Here is a 19,631-nt window from a genome sequence, read left to right as displayed (position 1 = left end):
ACTCTAGAAGCCTGGTCATTCGACCACGTTACCTCACCCATGTGCATGCGCAATAAGCCGCTGTCTGACCTTGGTACCGTTCTCGGCCAGCCACCCTCATTCCCGACGGCGATGCCCGGACGCTTACACCGAATCGAGGATGGCTTGAAGATCAAGGACCCGTGCGAGCGGCTTCCTGCGCTTGCCGCGCAGTACCGCGTTACGCTTACCGACCTGTCTCGCATCATCGGTCAGCGCCCGCGCTACCTTCATCGTTTCGTGTGCGATGGCGTGCCGACGAATCTGGACGACGAGGCGCACGACACGCTGGGCCGCTTCTTCGGCGTGCCGACATATCAGCTGGGCGGCGTGGATCCGCGGTGGGCGAAGTTCAGGGTAGCGAAGTGAGGCTGGTTAATCACGACGAGCTGGTCAACCGTATCCAGGCAGCGATCCGCACTTGGCCGAATAGCATGCTGGCTTGACCGATCACCGGCACGACGAGCAGTTGCGCGCTCGCGTGCATGGGGCCGCGGTGATCGGCGAAAGCCTGAAGCGGCTGGAGATACTGGCGGATAGCCCCGAGCCTCCGACATTCCGCTATGCGGCCATCGATGGTGGCAGCGGCGTGCCGGTTCAGGCCGATGTGGGGCCGACTGATCGTTCGGTCTAGCGCTGCGCCGCTAGAATGGGGCGGTGCGGGGAAGATGTTGCGTCTGCAAGTGGGCCGATAGCCGGCCGCTTGGATCAAAGGACGGCTGTCGTCCCAATGCCAGCCGTTCATCATCCCGGAAGCGGCCACTAGAATCAACCAGTGGACGAAACACCAGGCGCGCTTGTCGAGTAGATTTCGAACTCAGCTTCGGACGGTTAACATAAACTGGTGCGCCGGACAGCCGACGACGGTGGCTCCTTGGAGGAAGACCAATACCGAGCGAACCGTCAATTAATCCTACAAACACCTACCAGCTGGCGATACTCAGCCGTTTGTCTTTCATACGCTGCGAGTCTAAAGTGGACTCGCGTGGGTTTCGAGCGAGCCTAATCTGCTGAGCAGATTGCAGCGCAGCCTTAGAAATCGCACGTCACGCTGCCATGCGTCGGAGGTGCCTCCGCCGCATCTAGCGCTTCAGGGGAAAGGTTCCCCTGGCAAAGATCTAGTCGTTTAGGCCCATTCCGGACCTTACTTGACACGCAACGATAAGAGCGCAGTCTGCTTCAACAGAGGAGCAGAGATGCATCGATTCTGGGCGATGATCGATGATGAGCAAGCGCGGCCTCGCAGAGGCTCCGGGATCGTCATTGCATCACTCGCAGGGATCGCTGCAGTGGCAACAGCAAAAGCTGCTCGGCATTACATCGGTGTAGACCTACCGTTCATGTTTTGCGTGGCCGCTGCCCTCGCTACGGCGATCCATTACGGTGCGCTCGCCTCTTTGACGGCATCTTTGACAGGATTGGGACTGACTATCGTTCTGGCACCAGCCGCTGATCCGCTGGTCACCATCCACAACGCCGCCGGAGCGGCAGTGTTCTGCGTGTGCATAGCGCTGTTTGGTGGAGCGTTGCTGCGATACAGCGCGCGCGAGAGAAGGTTTGCTGCCATCGCTCGGAGGCGCGAGCGCGTGCTGCAGGGAATGTTCGTCGGATCGCCGGCGATCACGCTCATCATCGACGAGAACGATCAAGTCGTTGCCGCGAATGAGGCCGCCGGCCGTTTGTTCGAGCAGCCATCCTCTGCGTTGATAGGGAGGGGGATCGCAGCGTTGATCGGCGAGGGTCTTAGGTCGAGCCGCCGACGACTAACGATCGGCATCGGCGGTCGCGACCGGCATCTGCGGGTCACCGCGACCCGCATGACTTTGGCGGGTCGTCGCTTCCAGACAATTCACATCGGTGATGAAACGGAAGTCACCGAAGCGCACGAGCAATTGGCGAGCACGCAACGCGAATTGTATCAAATCGCGCGGGCGACGGCACTAGGTCAGTTGGGTTCATCTATCGCGCATGAACTGAACCAGCCGCTTGCATCGGTTGCGAACTATTCCGGTGTCGCTCGCGCCCTGCTCACCGCTGCCGATCCCGACATATCGGCCGTTCGACAGGTACTGGATGACACCTTGGATCAGGTCTTCCGGGCAGGGCAAGTGTTGAAGCGATTGCGGGAGTTTGTCCGCCGTCGCGCGTTCGATCGGATAGACGTAGACGCTGCAGAGGTAGTCGGCGACGCTGTTCGGCTTGGATTGCTAGCGGTGAAGGAGGTCAATGCCGAACTGACAGTCGAGGTGGCTCCCGTGAACCGAACAATCTGCGTCGACGTCGTCCAACTTCAGCAGGTCATCCTCAATCTGATGATCAATGCTGTAGATGCTGTCAGGAGCCAGCCGGTGCGTCGGATCGCGGTGCGTGTCTGGGAAGACGGTGAAACACTGTTTTGTGCGGTCAGCGACAATGGACCTGGCATCCCGTCGAGCTTGCGAACGACTGTATTCGAGCCGTTCCGCTCCTCCAAGGAACAGGGGATCGGTATCGGATTGGCGATATGTCGCACGATCGTGGAAGCGCATGCAGAAAAGATCTGGTGCGATACGGATCCGGTGCTGGGGGGCGCGCGCTTTGCGTTCAGCCTACCTTTATCGAACAGCAGGGAGGCGGAGGATGTCGATCGAGCTTCCGGTCTACATAATCGATGACGAACCCGAGGTATGCCGCTCTTTGGCGCTGCTGATGGCCGCGGGCGGCATTCCGGCGCGGTCGTTCGGCAACGCCGATCTGTTCCTTGACCTGGTCCATCATCTGGCACCGGGTATAGTCATCTGCGATGTCGTAATGCCGGGTACGTCGGGGATCGAGTTGTTGCAGTCGATGCGCAGCAACGGCAGGCAAGACCCGGTCATTTTGATCGCGGGACATGCCGACATACCGATCGCGGTGGCCGCAATGCAGGCGGGCGCGACAAACTTCCTGGAAAAGCCGTTCGATCCGGATGTGATCATCGACGCCGTCGCGCTGGCGCGGCAATCCTTGAACCGCGCATCGGTTAACGACAGCTTGGCCGACCGCCTTTCGCCTCGTGAGCGGCAAGTTCTGGAACTGGTAATTGGCGGCGCTACTAGCAAAGAAGCAGCGCGGCACCTGGGGATCAGCCCCCGCACCGTTGAGACATATCGGACCAAATTGCTGGAGAAGACCGGTGCGCGCAGCACCGCTCATCTCGTGAAAATCGGTCTCGAGGCGGGGCTCGGGTCAGAGCGCCATTCGAATGTCGGAAGCGCATAGCTCAAGCGAGAAGTCGTAGCTCAATCCCATCGGTTCCAGGCGAAGAACGCTGTTCAACCGACGGTTTACGCTAGGCAGATCCCGTAATATCCTCATGCCGAAGCCGCTGCGTATCGTGCGCGGAGGTGCTGGTCCGCCGCGCTCACGCCAGCTGATCTGCAGCACGTCCCTATTTTTCGCATTGCGGACGATCGACCATCGCAGATCGACATGCCCCGTCGTGAAACTGAGAGCACCGTGGCGAACGGCATTGGCGGCCAATTCATGGGTCACGATTGCCACCAAATGCGCCCAGCGCGCAGCAAGCTCGATCTCCGCACCCTGCAGCGTGATCTGCGGTCGGGAGGGATTGTCCAATCGCGAGGTCACTTTCTTCAGCACGACGCCTAAGTTGCACATGTCGCCGTCAATCTCACAACCGGTACGTGCCACCAGGTCGAGGCTTTGCAGGCGGTCGATGAAGTTGGACACCGCGGGCTGTCGGGCGAGGGGGGCGAGTGATTGATGGGCTAGAGAGACTACTAGAGCGACTAAATTACGAGCCCGATGTTGCGCCTCATGCAGCAGTAGAAGGTCGGTCGTAGCACTGTCGTTCGTAGGTATGAGCAGAGTAGCGTGCTTGCTATGACCGATAAGGACCTGAATCCGAATATCTGCTTGACTCGTCGTTCGATTGTCACTGCGCTCCGCGCCAAGAGGCCATAGTAGATTGCTGTCATTCGCAATTACAGCACACTCCGATGGCAAGTCTCTCATATCGATAATTATCGACCCATGATCCCTAGGAAGTGACACGATTCGCCTCCGAATGAATGAAGCTGTGCAGCAAAGTACGTCCCACATTATCACTGCCTACAGCGCAGCGGCCATTACGTGGTTTTTCGGAACACAAGTACAGTCCTTCGGTAATCGTTCGGAGTTTTAGACCAGCCGCCTCCAGGGTAGAGATCTGCTCAGGAGGTGCGGTGGCGATGCAAGTCGTAACCAGTTGCTTTATTTGGACGAATGGCAGGCGATCGGACAATCGTGCTTCCGCTGCTCGACTATTAAAGCCTCTCTGTCCCCGAGTGGCCGTCGAGCGGGTCTCTGAGGATTGGGCGCGATCATCTCCCCGGAAAGCCACCGTAACCGGTTACTCGAGGATCAGGTCACGGCGGGCACCAGGATCGGCTCTGCCCTCAGACGGTGTCCATCTGCGACGGCTGCTGCCGCGTCGCGGATGGCGCTGTCCCCCTTCGCAGGCAGGTCGCGGATGCCTGCCCGAACTCGCCGATAGTCTTTCGTCGACGAGCCTCACTTCATCCGCCGGTGCGGGATGGCCAACCCTGCAGCGAGAACGGCCGTGCGATGGAGTTTCCTTCGCGCGAACCCTTCGCCCGGAAGGGCGGAAACAGGAGACGAGCGATGAAGAAAGCAATCTGTGGAGCAGTTTCAGCCCTGGCACTTGCCGCGGCGGCACCGGCGCTTGCGCAATCGTCGGGTACCGTCACTGGCGGTGTCGGCGTCGGCGCAGGCCTGGGTGGCTTCACCAACGGCGCGATCGATACCACTTCCGTGAGTGGCACCAACTCTCAGTCGATCAGCATTGATATGGATCGCGACATGTCTGCCGCCTCAGGCAGCGGCTTCGGCGGCTCGATGGATATCAACTCGGTGCCGGGCGGCTCGAGCTTCGCTGTCGTGGGCGGCGTCGGAACTGCTGGAACGTCGATCAACGCTAACGTCGACGGGCTGAACAATGGCAGCATCACCAGCACCAGTTTCAACGGTGCGCTTTATGGCGGCCTCACCGGCGGCAATGCCGCACTCGACATGCAGGTTGTAAACTTCGGGCAAAGCAGCGCCGACTTCAAGCTGACCTCGGCGTTCGACGCGAATTATACGGACGAGTTCGCAGCTAGCCAGCTCGACTGGACAGCTGCCGGCGCGGTGGGCGCGGTCGGGTTCGGCTTCGGCTCACTTGGCTGGGACATCGACAACTGACCGCTTTTCCGGGGCGGCGCTCGCCGCCCCGGATCTTTCAAGGGAGATCGACCATGAAAGCCTACGCGCGAGCGGTAATCGCCTTAGCCGTCGTTGTACCGGTGCCCGCACTGGCGCAGCAGATGGAGGCGCAGACCAACAGCACAGTGAACGTGATGGCCATTACCGGGCCTCAAACGCAGGTGCCGGTCCGCCAAGAGGTTGTCTATGACGGGCACACGTGGACAACGCCGAGTGCGCAAGGCAGCTACTTCGGTGGCGCGAATCCCTGCCTCATTGGAACTGGCGGTGGCGCCGCAGGTGGGCCAATTGCGTTCAATCTGAACATCGGCAGAAGTGACGAAGGCTGTCAGCGTCGGTCCGATGCGGCGGCCTGGCATGCCATGGGCTTCGACAATGTCGCGATCGCTCGTATGTGCCAGGACGTGAAGAGCGCGGACGCCTTCTTCGCTGCGACAGGACAGGCCTGCCCCGGCGCCGCGCCCGGTCGCTACAAGATGCCCGACGGGTCTGCCGCACCAAGCGCATCCCTGGTTGCGACCAGCCGCTCGATCCCGAACAATCCGAATGCCGGGCCGATCGACTTGACCAACCCAATTGTTCAGTCCGCCATACGGGCGGAAGCGCAAAGGATGCTGCGAAACACTCCTATGCCCTCGGTAGACCCAAGCGCCTCCCGCGTTCCGACAACAGGCTCAACCAGTAGCGTTTCGAGGTAAGCTCGAGAGAGCTAATGCAGCTCCTATGCACGCTTAGCCCTTTGTTTTCCGGGGACGGCGGCTGCATGATCGGAGCGAAAATCACTTCGCTGGGCGTGGGTACTTTCGGGACGCCGGACCGGTTGCCATTCATTAGCAGCCGTGGTTGCGCTACCTTAAAGAACCGCCGGTTTAGAGATCGGCAGGGACCGGAGCAAACGACCGTTATTGGGCGCGTTGCAGTCGTCGAGCTCCCACCTACCGGGGTGGCGGTCGCACCCCTGTAGACCCAAGAGCCGCGCTATTCCCCCCGCCTCGCCGCAGGCTTTTTGGGTGGCCTTTGGTGCAATCGGCACTCCTCATGCGCCAGAAGGGGCGACAGGCGCGGTTTGCGCCGTCCGGCGCGCCTACGGATTGATGCGCCCGCGAAGGCTCTGAGGCGGCGCGCTACTGATCGGCTAGCGAGAAGATGTTGTTGTCCATCAGGTTGCGGCAGGTTCCGCTCTCGAATGTGAGATCGAAGTGCTTTCGCCGCTTGCCTTGGTGCAGATCCTGCAGTCTCAACACCCTCTCAACCTCGCCGAACTTTTGAACCATCTTATGCTCGATCGCAGCGGCGTCTTGGTTCGAAATATTGTAGGCAGTTGCAAAGATCCGACGTGCACCAGATCCCTCCCCAGGATCCAACAGGTCCATGTTCTGCGCTAAGAACCCGAAACCCAGAAAGACAAGCGTCTCGGCTTCCCTGACCAAGGTCCGGATCGCGGCGGTCGTGCCTTCATCGGCAGACTCTGTGTAGGTTTTTATTCCTAGCGCTACCTGCTCAAGATCTACCCCGTCGCCTCCTCCGAACGGTACCGTTGAATTTTCGCCATTTCGCTTGAATAAGTCGCCCACCGATCCGTATGCGTGAACTATCGTAGCTCGGCCTATCGCCTGCTGTGCCGAGGCTTGATCTACCGCGAAATACTCCACGACCATCCGGTAAAGGAATAGTTCAAGGCATCGATCGTAGTTGAAGACGATGAAAGAGACGTTGTCGAACAGCTTATCGATATCGTCGGCGCGGTGCCCGGATGTCAGGATTCTGGCAAGGGGAATGTACCAACTCGCGGTCAGTCCCTTACTGTCGATCGCGCCGGCCTGGTCAACGTTGCTCCTGCGAAGATAGCTGTGGCGCTCGGCTTCTAGGATCGCCTGTGTGATGGCGAGCTTGCCGAGGAGCACGGTGTGATCATCGTCCTGCTGCGAATTGAGATAGGTGTCGATAGATCGGGCGTACGGTAGTGCAGTGACGATCTTCTTCGCGGCTTCGCGATATCGCGCCATCAGTGCAGCCCAACCGTGCCCATGATCGCGCGTCATTTGTGCGACCAGCGCTTGGAGGATGGGTTCGTTGCCGAACCCATGGGCGTTCCGGTTCGGCGCTAGAGCTTGCATTATTTTCGTCATTAGCTGGTCGCCGGCCGGTAAATTGAGCTCACAACTCGCGCCGGCTCCGACCACAATGACCGTTCGTTCTTGGAACAACACGCCCCCCTGTTCAGGCGGCCTCAGTCGCCGGCAGCCAAGCGTAGAATATGGGACACGGGCGGGAAAGCGGCTACCTCGGTAATGTGGGCTGAAAACTTCTTCTTAGGTTTTGAAAGATCGGGATTTAATAATTACCCGGAAGAGGTAACATTGCGGTTACCCGTCCGGGCGCGGACGGTTATCCCATTGTTTTCGCGAGGGTTTGCTATTTTTAGAGTTACTTGAAAAAGGAGGTAATCAGGTAACCGCTATATTACCCCAGACGTTACCTCAAAAATGGCGGAAAACCGTGGGGGTACCGATGTTACCTCTCTCCCGCGTACACCTAAGAATATTGGGCCAAGCCGTGAATAGTATCGTCGCTTCCGCCCTGCTGAGGCGTAGAACGCCTCAGCGACGCTGGGTCGATCAATCGGCCGAAATCGAGCGCCCGAGCTTCGACCAGCACGCATCAAACGCTGTGCCCTTTTTGTGCCACTTGCCTGGAACTCGACCTCGGGTGCTTGATGATACCGAAGGTGCAGGACACGCCGCGCGTAAAGAGACGGCGCGATCATAGCGGGAACAGAATGTGCCCCCCGTTGTGCCATCCTAAACCGTGGCTTGCCGCGTGTTTCGCGTGTTCGGGATTGACCGGGAAAGGCCGGAAACCTAGGGAATCCGCCATTGCCCCCGTAGCTCAGCAGGATAGAGCGACGGTTTCCTAAACCGCAGGTCGTGAGTTCGAATCTCGCCGGGGGCACCAATGCCGCGCCGGCTATATCCTCACGTGAGGAACCGAGTGTGGGGGAGAGCGGACGCCGCCCCTATGCGACGCCCGCTCATCCGCCCGATCAGGCCTTTACGTGGGCCGAGATGTACTTGTTCATCTCGAACATCGTGACCTTGTCCTTGCCGAAGACCTTCTGGAGCTTCTCGTCGGCCAGGATCTCGCGCTTGTTCTCGGGATTCTGCAGGTTGTTGGACTTGATATATTCCCACACCTTGCTGATCACCTCGCTGCGCGGCAGCTTGTCGGTGCCGACGATTGCGCCGAGTTCGGGCGAGGGCTGGACAGGCGCATGAATGCCGCCGGTCTTGGGCTTGCCCTCCTCAGTCTTGGTCTTCGTAGCCATTGAATTCCTTCCTGTTGCGCCGGTCAGCCGGCATCTAGCGGAATCACGCCGTTGCGCAGGCGTGACAGCCTTCTTGCGCTGCCCGCGCGCGCTTGTCACGCCCTTGTGTGAAGGCTGTGTGAACATGGCGCCCTAGTGTTAGCTCAATGGGATAGCCCAGCAGTGGCCGTATCGCGGCGGAGCGGCTAGTTCGCGGCGAACAATGACGAGAGGCAAGATGGAAACGATCAGCCAGAACAAGGCCTATGGCGGCGTCCAGGGCGTGTATCGCCACCGCTCCGCGACGACCGGTACGGACATGACATTCTCCGTCTATGTCCCGCCTCATGAGGAAGGCGCGCGGTTACCGGTGCTCTGGTATCTGTCGGGGCTGACGTGCACGCATGCCAATGTCACCGACAAGGGCGAGTATCGCCGGGCCTGCGCCGAACACGGCATCATCTTCGTCGCGCCGGACACCAGCCCGCGGGGCGACGACGTGCCCGATGACGATGCCTGGGACTTTGGCCAGGGGGCCGGCTTCTATGTCGATGCGACGCGGGATCCGTGGTCGGCGAACTTCCGGATGCGCAGTTATGTCGAGGATGAACTGCCGGCGTTGATCGCGCGTGAATTCGCGGTCGCGGACATGTCGCGGCAGGGGATCACGGGCCACTCGATGGGCGGGCACGGCGCGCTCACCATCGCGCTGCGAAATCCCGGCCGCTTCCGCAGCGTCTCCGCCTTTGCGCCGATCGTCTCGCCGCTGAACTGCCCGTGGGGAGAGAAGGCGCTCGGCGGCTATCTGGGCTCCGATCGCGCGGCATGGATGCCGTATGATGCCTGCGCCCTGATTGCCGACGGCGCTCGCCTCGACGCGCTGCTGGTTGATCAGGGCGATGCTGACGCCTTTCTTCGCGAGCAGTTGAAGCCCGAGTTGCTCCAGCAGGCGTGCGAGGCCGCGGGCATCCCGCTGACGCTGAGGATGCAGCGGGGCTACGACCACAGTTACTACTTCATCGCTACCTTCATGGCCGACCATATCGCCTGGGCGGCAGAGCGGCTGCGCTGACGGGGTTTGGTCAGAAGGAAGACGGCGGGCCGTCGCCGACCCGCCGTCTGGTGATCTTCATGTGGATGATGAGGGGCCGCGCAGAAGCCGGCCCCTCTTTCGATCAGAAGCGGAAACCCGCACCGATGCCGTAGCGGCGCGGTTCCAGGGTGAAGATGTTGGTGAACAGGCCCGACGACTGATCGGTCAGGTACAGGCCGGTCGTGGCATTGTTGTCGAAGATGTTCTGGATGAAGCCGCGAACATACCAGCGGTCATCCATGCCGTTCAGCTGGATCTGGGCATTTGCCTGTTCATAGCCCTGGATCCGGTTGACGCGGCCGTTGAAGATGTTGCCGTAGCTTTCCCCGGTGTAGGTCAGGTCGAAGCGCGGGACGAGGTTCATGCCGTTCGAGAATTCGAACGTTTTCTGGATGCCAGCGGAGAACTTCGCGATCGGCGCCTGCGGCAGCGAATTGCCCTTGATGCTGACGCCCACGCCGTCGACCACCTGGATCAGATTGCCCGGGTTGAGCGGGCTGGTCGGGCCTGCCAGCGTCTGCAGCGTGTTGCAGAGGCTGAACGCACCGCTGGGCGCGCCAACATTGGCATCGACCGGGTAGGGCGACGGACCCCGCAGGCCGTTGGCGGCGGTGAGCCCGGCAGTCGTGTTGATCACGTTGTTCGCGGCGGAGACAAAGGCTTCGGCAGCGGCCGCGGTCGGACCGCGCACGACGCAGTTGAACGCGCCGCCGATGTCCTTGATGATCACCGAGTTGCGATCGCCGCCCGACGGATCGCGCTGGTTGATGAACAGCCCTTCCTCCTGGACGCTGGTCTTCAGGTAGCTCGCGCCCAGGTTGATCGCCCAGTCACGCGCCGGCCTGATAATCGCTTCCGCCTCGACGCCCCAGATGTTGGCATCGATATTGTCGTTGATCGACGAGCGGGCAACGATGCGGCTCAGCTGCAGGTTCTTGTACTGATAGTAGAAACCGGTGACGTTCAGTGTCAGCTGGCCATTGCCGAAGGTATTCTTCGAGCCGATTTCGAAGGCGTTCACGATTTCCGGTTCGAACGCGTCGGGGATGGTCAGGCCAGGGACCTGAACCGCCGGATTGAAGCCGCCGGACTTATAGCCTCGCGAATAGGAGGCATAGACCAGGTTGTTGGGCGTGAACTGGTAATCCAGCACGGCGCGGCCGGTGAACTCGTCGAACGTGCGATTGCGCCGCTGGAACGGCTGGATCCCGGGGGTAACCGGATCCGCGTCATAGGTGCCGTAATAGGGCGAGTCGAACGCGCTGCCCGTCTGCGTGTACGGCGTCAGGAAGCTCGCGAGCGTGCTGCGCGCCCGGAGCGACTTGTTGTCGTTGTTGTAGCGCAGGCCAAGCGTCAGCTTCAGCTGGTCGGTGAAGTCGAAATAGGTTTCACCAAAGATGCCGTAGGACTTCAGCTTGAACTCGGGCGTCGCGTTCAGGAAGAATGGCGTCGCCGAGAAGGACGGCGGCACGCCAGCGCCGGCTTGCGCGAGACTCTGTAGCGATCCGAGAACGCCGGCGACATAATCAATGGGGAAGGCATTAACGTAATAATCGCCATTGGTGAGCTTGTTCTGGACGTAGATACCGCCCAGCAGGAAGTTGAACATCCCGTCGAAGTCGCTGGAGATGATCGCTTCCGCCGACCATGCCTTCGTCTTCTGCGTCGACCGGTCGAACGCAAGCGGCGTATCGGCGCAGCGCTTGAACCCGCCATAGGAGCCCAGCCCGTTCGCCACCGCTTCGGAGGTGCAGAGGGAGGAGCCGACGCCATTGGGGATCAGCGCATTGGCGATCGGGCGGAAATAGGGCGCGAGCGTTGGGCTGGCAGCAAAAGCAGACAGCGCAGTGAGGCCCGGGATAATGCCCTGCGAGTTGCCGACGCCCAGCGTATAGTCCTGGCTCGAGTCGACGCTGGTCTCATGGTAGAAACCGGTCAATTGCGCGCGGATCGGCCCGAAATTATGCTCGAGGCGACCCTGGATTTGCAATTCGTCGGTGAAGTAGGTCGGGTTGACCGCCGAGGCGACCTTCCGGACGTCGGGTGAGTCGAGGTAGCCGGCATAGGCATCCGGGCCGTACAGGCTGTTCAGGCCGAGCAGCGAGGCGTCGATGCCGGCGGCACGGAACGCGCCGAACGTGATCCCCAGGAACTCACGCGAGCCCAGCGTTCCGGTGAAGCTGGCGTTGGTGTTGCTGCGCTGAAAGTCGAGGCGCCCGTTGAGGCAGCCCAGCGTACCGGTCGGATCGCGCTGGCACTGCTGCTTCTGAATGCGCAGGCGATCATCCTTTTCGCGGAAGTAATAACCCATCAGGTCCAGCGTGGTGTCGACCGAAGGCTCCCAGCGGAACGAACCGCGGATCGCGTACATGTCACGCCCGTCGATGCGCGTGTCGTTGTAGATATTCTCGGTATAGCCGTCGCGCTTCAGGTAGAAGCCGGCGAGGCGAACGGCCGCCGTGTCACCCAGCGGCACGTTGATCATGCCCTTCAGCCGGATCGAATCGTAATTGCCATATTCGGCGTCGCCGCTGGCCGAGAATTTGTCGGTCCGCGGCTTGGCCGTGATGAAGTTGACCACGCCAGACGTCGCGCTGCGGCCGAACAGCGTGCCCTGGGGACCGCGAAGCACCTCGACCCGCTCGAGATCGAAATATTCCGTTTCGAAGATGCGGGTCGCGAACAGCGGCGTGCCATTGATATGGACGGCCGTCGCCGCATCGCACGAAATGCCGACGCACAGATCGCCGATGCCGCGGATCGTGAAGCTGGAGCCGGTGAAATTGCCCTTGGAGAAGGTCACGTTGGGCAGGGTCAACTGGAGATCGGAAGCGTTGTCGATCTGCTGTGCCTGCAGCGTCTCGGCCGAGAAGGCGGACACCGCGATCGGCACGTCCTGCAACGTCTGTGCTTGGCGTTGCGCCGTGACGACGATATCCGATCCCCAGCCGGCTTCCTGGGCCGCGGGGGAGAAGCCCGTCGAGCCGGGTGCCTGCTGGGCAGGCGCGGGCTGGGCCGGTGCAGGGTCGGCGGACGTTGTCTGCCCGAAGGCGGTAGAAGGAAGCATCGCAAGCAACGCGACGGCTGAGGCAGAAAGCAGATCGATCTTGCGCATTGACATCCTCTCCTGGATCCGCCGCCGGCTTTTTTGCCGATCTGCGGTGTGCAATTTGCAGGGAGGAAGGTAGCGCCATAACAATTCTTACGTCAAACGGATTTGCGGCTCTTATTTGCTTGTCTGATGGCGTTTGTGTCTGAAATGAAACAGTAGCTGATGTGAACTTTTGCTTCGTTGCAGCATGGCTCACATTGCATTGCACAAGGGTTTGTCTTTGATGAGCGTTAAAGGTTCACCGGAAGATGGTGATATTATTGGCGAAGACGGCAAGATCGCCGTGCCAGAGCATGTCGCAAGTGCAATACGCACGCTGATCGAATGGGCCGGGGACGATCCTTCCCGAGAGGGGCTGGTCGACACGCCGAAGCGCGTCGCACGCGCCTGGCGGGAATATTGCGCCGGCTATGCCGAGGATCCCGCGCATCACCTCTCTCGGATTTTCGAGGAAGTGGGTGGCTATGATGAGATCGTCCTTCTGAAGGATATCCCGTTCCAGTCGCATTGCGAGCATCACATGGCGCCCATCCTCGGCCGCGCGCACATCGCCTACCTGCCGCGCAACCATGTCGTTGGTATCTCGAAGCTTGCGCGGGTCCTTCACGCTTATGCCCGGCGCCTGCAGGTGCAGGAGCGTCTCACTGCTGAAGTTGCCGACTGCATCTGGAACGGCCTGAAGCCTCAAGGCGTCGCGGTCGTCATCGAGGCGAGCCACGCGTGCATGACCGCGCGCGGCGTGCGAACGCCGGGCGTGTCGATGGTGACCAGCCGGATGATGGGCGTGTTCCGCGACGATGAACGCAGTCGCAAGGAGGTGCTGGCGCTGATGGGCATGCAGGGGCGCACGTGAGCCGCACTGTTCTCGTCACGGGCGGAGCACGGCGGCTGGGGGCCGCGATCTGCCGCGCCTGTGCCGATGCGGGGTGGCGCGTCGTCATCCACTATGGCTCGTCCGAGCAGGACGCCGTGAAGCTCGCGGCGGAGATCGATGGCGTCGTGGTGAGTGGTGATCTGGCACGCACGGATGAGATACATGCGCTCTTCAACCGCGCGGTAGCCGCGGCAGGTGGTCCGATCCATGCGCTCGTGAACAGTGCGTCACGGTTCGAGGAGGATCGCGCGGGGGCGATCGATCCGCGCCTCGCGGCGGAGCTGTACGCGATCAACTGCACGGCGCCTGCCATGCTGTCAGCGGCGCTGGCGGCGCAGCCGGGCCTGGCAGAAGGTGCGGTGGTCAATTTGCTGGATCAGAAGCTCGCAAATCCCAACCCGGATTTCTTCTCTTACTCGTTGACCAAATATGCGCTCGCCGGTGCGACCGAGATGATGTCGATGGCGCTGGCGCCGCGCATCCGGGTCAATGCCGTGGCACCCGGTTTGACGCTCCCGAGCGGTGACCAGACGGCGGCGGAGTTCGACCAGGTTTCGCGCGAGAATCTGCTGCGGCGACCAGTGGGCGCGGAGCAGGTGGCGGCAGCGGTCGCGTGGTTGCTCGATGCGCCGAACATCACCGGACAGACCGTCTATGTCGACAGCGGCCAGCGCTTCCTGAAGCGTGACAGGGACGTGATGTTTGCGACCCGCGAGGAGGCGCTGCGTGGCTGATTATTCGATCATCCTCCACCGGCTGGATGTCGCCATGCGCCTCGGCATCCACCCGCATGAAATTGAGCCGCAGCGGGTGCGTCTGTCGGTCGAGATGGCGGTGCGTTATCCGCATCCGCCGTCCGCCGACGCGATCGACGAGGTGATGGATTATGACTTCGTTCGCACGGGAATTCAGGAGCTTGCGGCTGGACCAGGCTTTGCGTTGCAGGAAACGCTGGTGGAGGCGATCGCCGCCATGTGCCTCGCCGACGCGCGCGTACAGCGGGTGCGGGTGCGGTCGATGAAGCTCGACGTCTACCCGGATGCGCGCGTCGGGTGCGAGGTGGTGCGGGACCGCGTCGGCCGCTAGCCGGAGTCCGATTCAACTGGCGGGCCGCGGCTTTGCGTCGGGGTTGGTGAGGTCGACGATCTCGAAGCCGTTGGTCGCCATGCGTCGGCGCACCAGGCTGCCGATCGGGGTGGTATAGTCCGATCGGCGGGTGAACCGCTCGATCCGGTAGGTGCCTTCTTCCGGCACGCTCGTCGCGGGAATGGGGGAGTAACGGCGGCCTTCCACCTGAGACACAATGGCCGCAGCCCAACGGCTGCCGGGCGAGGCCTGGAGAACTTCGGCCTCGGCGGTGCGGCCGTCGGCCTTCACCCAGAAACCGATGTCGGCCCATTGCACGGCGTCCTGTTCGCTGGCGGTGCGCGGAATGGGATCGATGAACCCCTGCGCGCGTGAGAGGGAATTCGCATCCGAACTGGCGACCAAATTGTACGGTGGTTCCCAGACCAGCAACTGCCGGTCGCCGGGCGCACCGCCGACCTGATCGGCTATGTCGCCCGTCTTGGCGCGATCGGTGTATACCGCCTCGGCGCGCACCCGCATCACGGTCAACAGTTTCCGCACTTCGGGATCAGCCGCCACCGGCAGCGCCTCAAGCGCGCTGATCCGTCGTAGTGCGACCGCCTTCTTGCCGACGCCCATGTCGAGCGCCGCGAGCCGCAAGCCCGCCAGCACGGCAGCGCGATCCTCACCGCGGCGGCGCGCCTCCGCCTCGGCGGCGCGATAGGCGTTCTGCGCGCGGCGATAATCGCGCAGCTTCATCCACATGTCGCCCAGCGTGATCGAGGATAAGACGACGGCATTGTCGTCGGCGGGAAGATGATCCCGCAGCACCCGCACCTGATCGGCCACCGCCGAGCGATAGGTGTCGCGATCGCCCTCATGGATCGCGACGGTGGCATAAGCCTCGTACAAGGCGGCGACCGGGCGGGGATCGGACCCCGCCTTGTCCTTGTTGCGGGCAACCGCCGCAGCAAGCAGCCGCTTCGCCTTCAGATATTCGCCGTCGCGAAACTGCGATTCGGCAAGTGCGATGGTCGCGGTCGCGTCACGCAGGGGCGTGCAATTGCCCCTGGCACAATCCGCCTGCGCCTCAACCAGTCGTTTCCCCTTGATCACGATATCGGCCGTTGCGGCCTGAAGCATCAGCAGCAAGGTGAACATGGCGTCTCTCCTTCGATCCGCAGCATGATCCTTTTGCGTGACTGGTCAAGTCACGCCGTCATCATTGCGGATCGAGGAAAGTTGTTGATCAGGCGCGGTTTGCGGCGCTCAGCACGGCGCGAACACTGGCGGTCGCGACATCGGTATCGATGCCCACGCCCCAGACGATGCGGCCGTCGGCGGTGCGGCATTCAAGATAGGCCGCTGCCTGCGCGCCCGCGCCATGGCCGATCGCGTGCTCGGTATAATCGACCACGTCGAGCGCCGGCCCGGTCGTGTCCGCCAGCGCGGCGATCACGCCGGAGATGAGGCCGTTGCCGCGACCGGAGAGCGAGCGTTCCTCGCCGTCGATCGCAACGCGGCCAACGAAGCGGCGATCGCCGACGCTGCCTGTCTCATCATAATCACGCAGCACGAAGCGGTCCTTGTCGCCCGGCAGGTACGTGCGCTCGAACGCGCCCCAGATGTCGGCGGCATTCAGTTCGCGGCTCGTCTCGTCGGCCAACGCCTGGACGTGGCGGCTGAAATCGGCCTGCAGCCGCTTGGGCAGCTTCAGCCCCTTGTCCTGTTCGATCACCCAGGCGACGCCGCCCTTGCCCGATTGCGAATTGACGCGGATCACCGCTTCGTAGCTGCGGCCGAGATCGGCCGGGTCGATCGGCAGATAGGGGACTTCCCAGAAATCATCGTTGCGCGCCTGCTGCGCGGAGAAGCCCTTCTTGATCGCGTCCTGATGGCTGCCGGAGAAAGCGGTGAAGACGAGGTCGCCGGCATAAGGCGTGCGCGGGTGGACCGGAATGTTGGTGGCATATTCCACCGTCTTCACGATCCCGTCGATGTCGCTGAGATCCAGCTTCGGATCGACGCCCTGGGTGTACATGTTGAGCGCGACGGTCACGAGATCGCAATTGCCGGTACGCTCGCCATTGCCGAGCAGGCAGCCCTCGACGCGATCCGCGCCGGCCATCAGCCCAAGCTCCGCTGCGGCGACGCCGGTGCCGCGATCATTGTGGGTGTGAAGGCTGATCACCACCGCCTCGCGGTTCGGAATGTGGCGGCCAAAATATTCGATCTGGTCGGCATAGACGTTGGGCGTCGCGCATTCGACCGTTGCCGGCAGGTTGAGGATAATCGGGCGCTCAGCGGTCGGCCGAAGCACGTCCATCACCGCGGCGCACACCTCGATGCTGAAATCCACCTCGGCGGTGGAGAAGGTTTCCGGGCTATATTCGAAATGCCAGTCGACGTTGGGCTGCTTGGCCGCTTCGTCGCGCAGCACCTTCGCGCCCTCGATCGCGATCGCCTTCACTTCCTCGCGGCTCATGCCGAACACGATGCGGCGCCACGCGGGGCTGACCGCGTTGTAGAGGTGGACGATCGCGGAATGCGCGCCCTCAAGGCTCTGGAAGCTCGTCTCGATCAGGTCGCGGCGCGACTGGGTCAGCACCTGGATCTTCACGTCCTCGGGGATGCAATCCTGCCTGATCAGGCCGGAGATGAAATCGAACTCTGTCGCGCCGGCGGAGGGGAAGCCGACCTCGATCTCCTTCAGGCCGACCTTCACCAGCAGGTCGAAGAAGCGGGTCTTCTTTTCCGCATCCATCGGATCGATCAGCGCCTGGTTGCCGTCGCGAAGATCGGTCGACAGCCAGCGCGGGGCGCGGGTGATGACATTCGACGGCCAGGTGCGGTCGGGGATGTCGATGGTCGGGAAGGGGCGGTATTTGGTCGATGGATCGCGCAACATGGATCGGCTCTCTTCGCTTGAAGGGGCAGTTTCGGCTCTTCTGGTGCCCTTAGGCGCTTCGCGTGCGGCCCGAGGGCGCACGGCGTGGATCGCGCCTAAGGGCGCGTAAGTCGCAGAAGGAGGCCGAGATCACGGATCATCGCCGTCCGGTTGCCGCATCTTGGCCGGCTTGTCCACCCGCTGATCAATTCATCCTCGACGCGTGCGGGCTGCGCCGAGCCGCTGGCAGGACAGAGCGGCGGCGAACTTTGACGCTTTCGTAATGCCTTGATGGATAGAAGGAGGGCTGTCGGGAAAGACAAGGGATCAGTGTGAGACAGCTTCTTTATATCAGTTCGGCCACTCCCGACGCGGCCGTTGATGTGGGCATCATCCTCTCCGCCTCCATGCGCAACAATCGGCGCGACGGTGTGACAGGGCTGTTGTGGACCGACGAACGCCGGTTCCTGCAGGTTTTGGAGGGTGAGAGTGGCGCAGTTCAGGCGGTGTTCGACCGGATCAGCCGCGACCCGCGCCACCGCGGCATCGTGGTGCTGCACGACCGCGCGATCGCCGTGCGTGAATTCGGCAGCTGGGACATGGCGCGGCGCGGACGGGACGATACTGCCGATGCCTTTGATGTGCGGATGCGGCATCATCTGGCCGCCGCCTCGCCAACCGTACGCGGCACGTTCGAGGGGCTGATCGCGGCGCGGCGGGCCGCCTGACGGGCAATGAAAAGGCGGCGTCGGCGGGGCGAGCCCCCGCCGCGACGCCGCCCGAAACGCTTGCTTACTTCTGGAAGGCGGCGGTGATCTTCAGCTTCACCTCGTCACCGACCATCGGAATACCATAGCCGATGTTGAACTCGCTGCGGCGCAGCGCGCCGGTCGCGGTGAAGCCGACATTCTCCTTGCCGCCCATCTGCGCCGGCGCCTTGCCCGCACCGTAGAAGCTGGCGTCGAGTACCACCGGGCGGGTCACGCCGTTCAGCGTCAGATTGCCCTCGATCCGTGCCTTCTCGCCAGTGGGCGTGACGCGGGTGGAAACGAAGCGCGCGGGGGCGGGTGCCGCGCCGAAGAAGTCGGCCGGCTTGCCCGCCTCACCCGGCTTCAGCATGTGCTTGGTGAGGCCAGCGCTGGCGGTGGTCACTTCGGCGATCGGGATGGTGACATCGACCTTCGACGCCGCCGGGTTCTTCGGATCAAGCGTCAGCGTGCCGTTGATGTTGCCGAACAGGCCGAAATAGGGCGAGAAGCCGAGGTGATCGACCGTCCACTGCACCAGGGTGTGGCCGGCATCTGCGGTGTAGGTGCCGCCGGTGACGGCCGAAATGTTCTTCTGGCCCGGGATGGTCGGCGCCGGCGACTGCTGCTGCGCGGCGTACACCGAGCCCGTCAAAAGAGCAGAGAAAATGAATGCATGTGCGATGCGCATGTGAAAACCTCCCGGAAACGACCCAAGCCTTGAAAGCCAGAACGCTCGGGCGCGGAAAAGGTCCGCGTCCGAAACGACCCGTTTCACTTATTTTCGCGCATCACTTATTTTCGACCCCGACTACGATATCGAACTTGATCCGCACCCAGGCGCCGACCATCGGCTTTCCATTGACGCGCGGCGGGCGCACCAGGAACTGCCATGACGCGCGCCGCAGCCCGCGCGCGATGCCGGAGCCCGGGGTTTCGCCCATCTCGCGGCAATCCTCCACGCGATTGCGGCCCACCGTGCGGCAGGCGATGATGCCCCAGCCGCTTTCCTGCCGCGCCGGCATGAAGGGCGAAAGCTCCGCCTTGGTCGGCTCGCGCACCCATTCGGCGGCGTAGAGCGTCTCGCCGTTCGGGCCGCCGCCGGCGACGCCTTCGGATCCGCCGCCCGGTGCCGCGCCTTCGCCCGCGCCGCCGCTGCTTGGCGCCGGTGCGCTCTCGATCCGGCCGATGTCGGCGGAGGCGTAATCGGCGCGCGACAGCTTGATCACGCCCGGAAGCTCGATCGGCGGTACCGGAACGGGCGGCGGGGGCGAAGGCGCGGCAC

17 protein-coding genes, 1 tRNA gene and 2 pseudogenes are annotated in these 19,631 nt (G+C 62.3%); 12 read left to right on the top strand and 8 right to left on the bottom strand.

The window, feature by feature from the left end; genetic code table 11:
• The 4 genes and pseudogenes from CA236_RS18990 to CA236_RS18050 form a co-directional block, all read left to right on the top strand.
• Nucleotides 1-387 (top strand): annotated as a pseudogene (locus CA236_RS18990) (hypothetical protein); the annotation flags it as partial.
• A 73-nt stretch (nucleotides 388-460) separates the two neighbouring features.
• A complete protein-coding gene (locus CA236_RS18060) occupies nucleotides 461-652 on the top strand; it encodes a hypothetical protein (RefSeq protein WP_125946660.1) in 192 nt (63 codons plus the stop codon).
• A gap of 562 nt (nucleotides 653-1,214) precedes the next feature.
• Complete coding sequence (locus CA236_RS18055; RefSeq protein ID WP_125946659.1) at nucleotides 1,215-2,672, top strand: ATP-binding protein; 1,458 nt, start codon at nucleotides 1,215-1,217, stop codon at nucleotides 2,670-2,672.
• Nucleotides 2,638-3,258 carry a response regulator gene (locus tag CA236_RS18050; RefSeq protein WP_125946658.1) on the top strand — a complete coding sequence of 207 codons (621 nt, stop codon included), beginning with the start codon at nucleotides 2,638-2,640 and terminating at the stop codon, nucleotides 3,256-3,258. The genes CA236_RS18055 and CA236_RS18050 overlap by 35 nt, the downstream gene beginning before the upstream one ends.
• Here CA236_RS18050 and CA236_RS18045 read toward each other — a convergent pair.
• On the bottom strand, nucleotides 3,226-4,014 hold the full coding sequence (locus CA236_RS18045) for an HWE histidine kinase domain-containing protein (RefSeq protein ID WP_164518993.1): 789 nt from the start codon (nucleotides 4,012-4,014) through the stop codon (nucleotides 3,226-3,228). The genes CA236_RS18050 and CA236_RS18045 overlap by 33 nt on opposite strands.
• A 648-nt stretch (nucleotides 4,015-4,662) precedes the next feature.
• Between CA236_RS18045 and CA236_RS18040 the strand changes: the two genes are divergently transcribed.
• Both CA236_RS18040 and CA236_RS18035 read left to right on the top strand, forming a co-directional pair.
• Nucleotides 4,663-5,241, top strand: a complete 579-nt coding sequence (locus tag CA236_RS18040; RefSeq protein WP_125946656.1) for a hypothetical protein — start codon at nucleotides 4,663-4,665, stop codon at nucleotides 5,239-5,241.
• A 53-nt stretch (nucleotides 5,242-5,294) separates the two neighbouring features.
• Nucleotides 5,295-5,960, top strand: coding sequence for a hypothetical protein (locus tag CA236_RS18035; protein ID WP_241212745.1), 666 nt, complete (start codon nucleotides 5,295-5,297; stop codon nucleotides 5,958-5,960).
• A gap of 426 nt (nucleotides 5,961-6,386) precedes the next feature.
• On the opposite strand, the gene CA236_RS18030 is transcribed toward CA236_RS18035, so the two are convergent.
• Entirely contained in the window at nucleotides 6,387-7,472 is a 1,086-nt protein-coding gene (locus CA236_RS18030; RefSeq protein WP_164518992.1) for a hypothetical protein, read from the bottom strand.
• Between the two features lie 668 nt (nucleotides 7,473-8,140).
• Here CA236_RS18030 and CA236_RS18025 point away from each other — a divergent pair.
• Nucleotides 8,141-8,217 (top strand) — tRNA-Arg (locus CA236_RS18025).
• A gap of 88 nt (nucleotides 8,218-8,305) precedes the next feature.
• Here CA236_RS18025 and CA236_RS18020 read toward each other — a convergent pair.
• Nucleotides 8,306-8,587 (bottom strand): SWIB/MDM2 domain-containing protein, encoded by a 282-nt coding sequence (locus CA236_RS18020; RefSeq protein ID WP_046410374.1) that lies wholly within the window; start codon nucleotides 8,585-8,587, stop codon nucleotides 8,306-8,308.
• Between the two features lie 217 nt (nucleotides 8,588-8,804).
• Here CA236_RS18020 and fghA point away from each other — a divergent pair, with 217 nt between their 5' ends.
• Nucleotides 8,805-9,638, top strand: coding sequence for an S-formylglutathione hydrolase (gene fghA / locus CA236_RS18015; RefSeq protein ID WP_125946654.1), 834 nt, complete (start codon nucleotides 8,805-8,807; stop codon nucleotides 9,636-9,638).
• A 103-nt stretch (nucleotides 9,639-9,741) separates the two neighbouring features.
• On the opposite strand, the gene CA236_RS18010 is transcribed toward fghA, so the two are convergent.
• On the bottom strand, nucleotides 9,742-12,774 hold the full coding sequence (locus CA236_RS18010; RefSeq protein WP_125946653.1) for a TonB-dependent receptor: 3,033 nt from the start codon (nucleotides 12,772-12,774) through the stop codon (nucleotides 9,742-9,744).
• A 220-nt stretch (nucleotides 12,775-12,994) separates the two neighbouring features.
• On the opposite strand from CA236_RS18010, the gene folE reads away from it, so the two are divergent.
• From folE to CA236_RS17995, 3 genes are read left to right on the top strand one after another with little or no spacing between them, the layout of a single operon-like run.
• Complete coding sequence (gene folE, locus CA236_RS18005) at nucleotides 12,995-13,624, top strand: GTP cyclohydrolase I FolE (RefSeq protein WP_125946652.1); 630 nt, start codon at nucleotides 12,995-12,997, stop codon at nucleotides 13,622-13,624.
• Nucleotides 13,621-14,379, top strand: a complete 759-nt coding sequence (locus CA236_RS18000) for an SDR family oxidoreductase (protein ID WP_125946651.1) — start codon at nucleotides 13,621-13,623, stop codon at nucleotides 14,377-14,379. The genes folE and CA236_RS18000 overlap by 4 nt, the downstream gene beginning before the upstream one ends.
• Nucleotides 14,372-14,731, top strand: a complete 360-nt coding sequence (locus CA236_RS17995) for a dihydroneopterin aldolase (RefSeq protein WP_125946650.1) — start codon at nucleotides 14,372-14,374, stop codon at nucleotides 14,729-14,731. Before CA236_RS18000 ends, CA236_RS17995 begins: the two co-directional genes overlap by 8 nt.
• 12 nt (nucleotides 14,732-14,743) lie before the next feature.
• On the opposite strand, the gene CA236_RS17990 is transcribed toward CA236_RS17995, so the two are convergent.
• Nucleotides 14,744-15,874, bottom strand: a complete 1,131-nt coding sequence (locus CA236_RS17990) for a hypothetical protein (protein ID WP_125946649.1) — start codon at nucleotides 15,872-15,874, stop codon at nucleotides 14,744-14,746.
• An 88-nt stretch (nucleotides 15,875-15,962) separates the two neighbouring features.
• Complete coding sequence (leuA, locus tag CA236_RS17985) at nucleotides 15,963-17,621, bottom strand: 2-isopropylmalate synthase (RefSeq protein ID WP_125946648.1); 1,659 nt, start codon at nucleotides 17,619-17,621, stop codon at nucleotides 15,963-15,965.
• Between the two features lie 311 nt (nucleotides 17,622-17,932).
• Between leuA and CA236_RS17980 the strand changes: the two genes are divergently transcribed.
• On the top strand, nucleotides 17,933-18,328 hold the full coding sequence (locus tag CA236_RS17980; protein ID WP_125946647.1) for a BLUF domain-containing protein: 396 nt from the start codon (nucleotides 17,933-17,935) through the stop codon (nucleotides 18,326-18,328).
• Between the two features lie 64 nt (nucleotides 18,329-18,392).
• Here the strand turns inward: CA236_RS17980 and CA236_RS17975 are convergent, their stop codons facing one another.
• On the bottom strand, nucleotides 18,393-19,037 hold the full coding sequence (locus tag CA236_RS17975) for a YceI family protein (RefSeq protein WP_125946646.1): 645 nt from the start codon (nucleotides 19,035-19,037) through the stop codon (nucleotides 18,393-18,395).
• Nucleotides 19,038-19,137: 100 nt separating this feature from the next.
• Nucleotides 19,138-19,631: pseudogene (locus tag CA236_RS17970) on the bottom strand (hypothetical protein); the annotation flags it as partial.

The sequence above is a fragment of the Sphingomonas sp. ABOLG genome (genome assembly GCF_003950435.1).
GTDB lineage: Bacteria > Pseudomonadota > Alphaproteobacteria > Sphingomonadales > Sphingomonadaceae > Sphingomonas > Sphingomonas panaciterrae.
The sequence above is the reverse complement of the archived record's forward strand: the minus strand, read 5'-3'. Positions and strand labels throughout refer to the sequence as shown.

Coding starts and splice junctions, on each gene's coding strand:
- folE (WP_125946652.1), top strand. CDS start 12,995: ATGAGCGTTAAAGGTTCACCGGAAGATGGTGATATTATTGGCGAAGAC.
- CA236_RS18040 (WP_125946656.1), top strand. CDS start 4,663: ATGAAGAAAGCAATCTGTGGAGCAGTTTCAGCCCTGGCACTTGCCGCG.
- CA236_RS18035 (WP_241212745.1), top strand. CDS start 5,295: ATGAAAGCCTACGCGCGAGCGGTAATCGCCTTAGCCGTCGTTGTACCG.
- CA236_RS18020 (WP_046410374.1), bottom strand. CDS start 8,587: ATGGCTACGAAGACCAAGACTGAGGAGGGCAAGCCCAAGACCGGCGGC.
- CA236_RS17990 (WP_125946649.1), bottom strand. CDS start 15,874: ATGTTCACCTTGCTGCTGATGCTTCAGGCCGCAACGGCCGATATCGTG.
- CA236_RS18045 (WP_164518993.1), bottom strand. CDS start 4,014: ATGAGAGACTTGCCATCGGAGTGTGCTGTAATTGCGAATGACAGCAAT.
- CA236_RS18010 (WP_125946653.1), bottom strand. CDS start 12,774: ATGCGCAAGATCGATCTGCTTTCTGCCTCAGCCGTCGCGTTGCTTGCG.
- CA236_RS18055 (WP_125946659.1), top strand. CDS start 1,215: ATGCATCGATTCTGGGCGATGATCGATGATGAGCAAGCGCGGCCTCGC.
- leuA (WP_125946648.1), bottom strand. CDS start 17,621: ATGTTGCGCGATCCATCGACCAAATACCGCCCCTTCCCGACCATCGAC.
- CA236_RS18050 (WP_125946658.1), top strand. CDS start 2,638: ATGTCGATCGAGCTTCCGGTCTACATAATCGATGACGAACCCGAGGTA.
- fghA (WP_125946654.1), top strand. CDS start 8,805: ATGGAAACGATCAGCCAGAACAAGGCCTATGGCGGCGTCCAGGGCGTG.
- CA236_RS17975 (WP_125946646.1), bottom strand. CDS start 19,037: ATGCGCATCGCACATGCATTCATTTTCTCTGCTCTTTTGACGGGCTCG.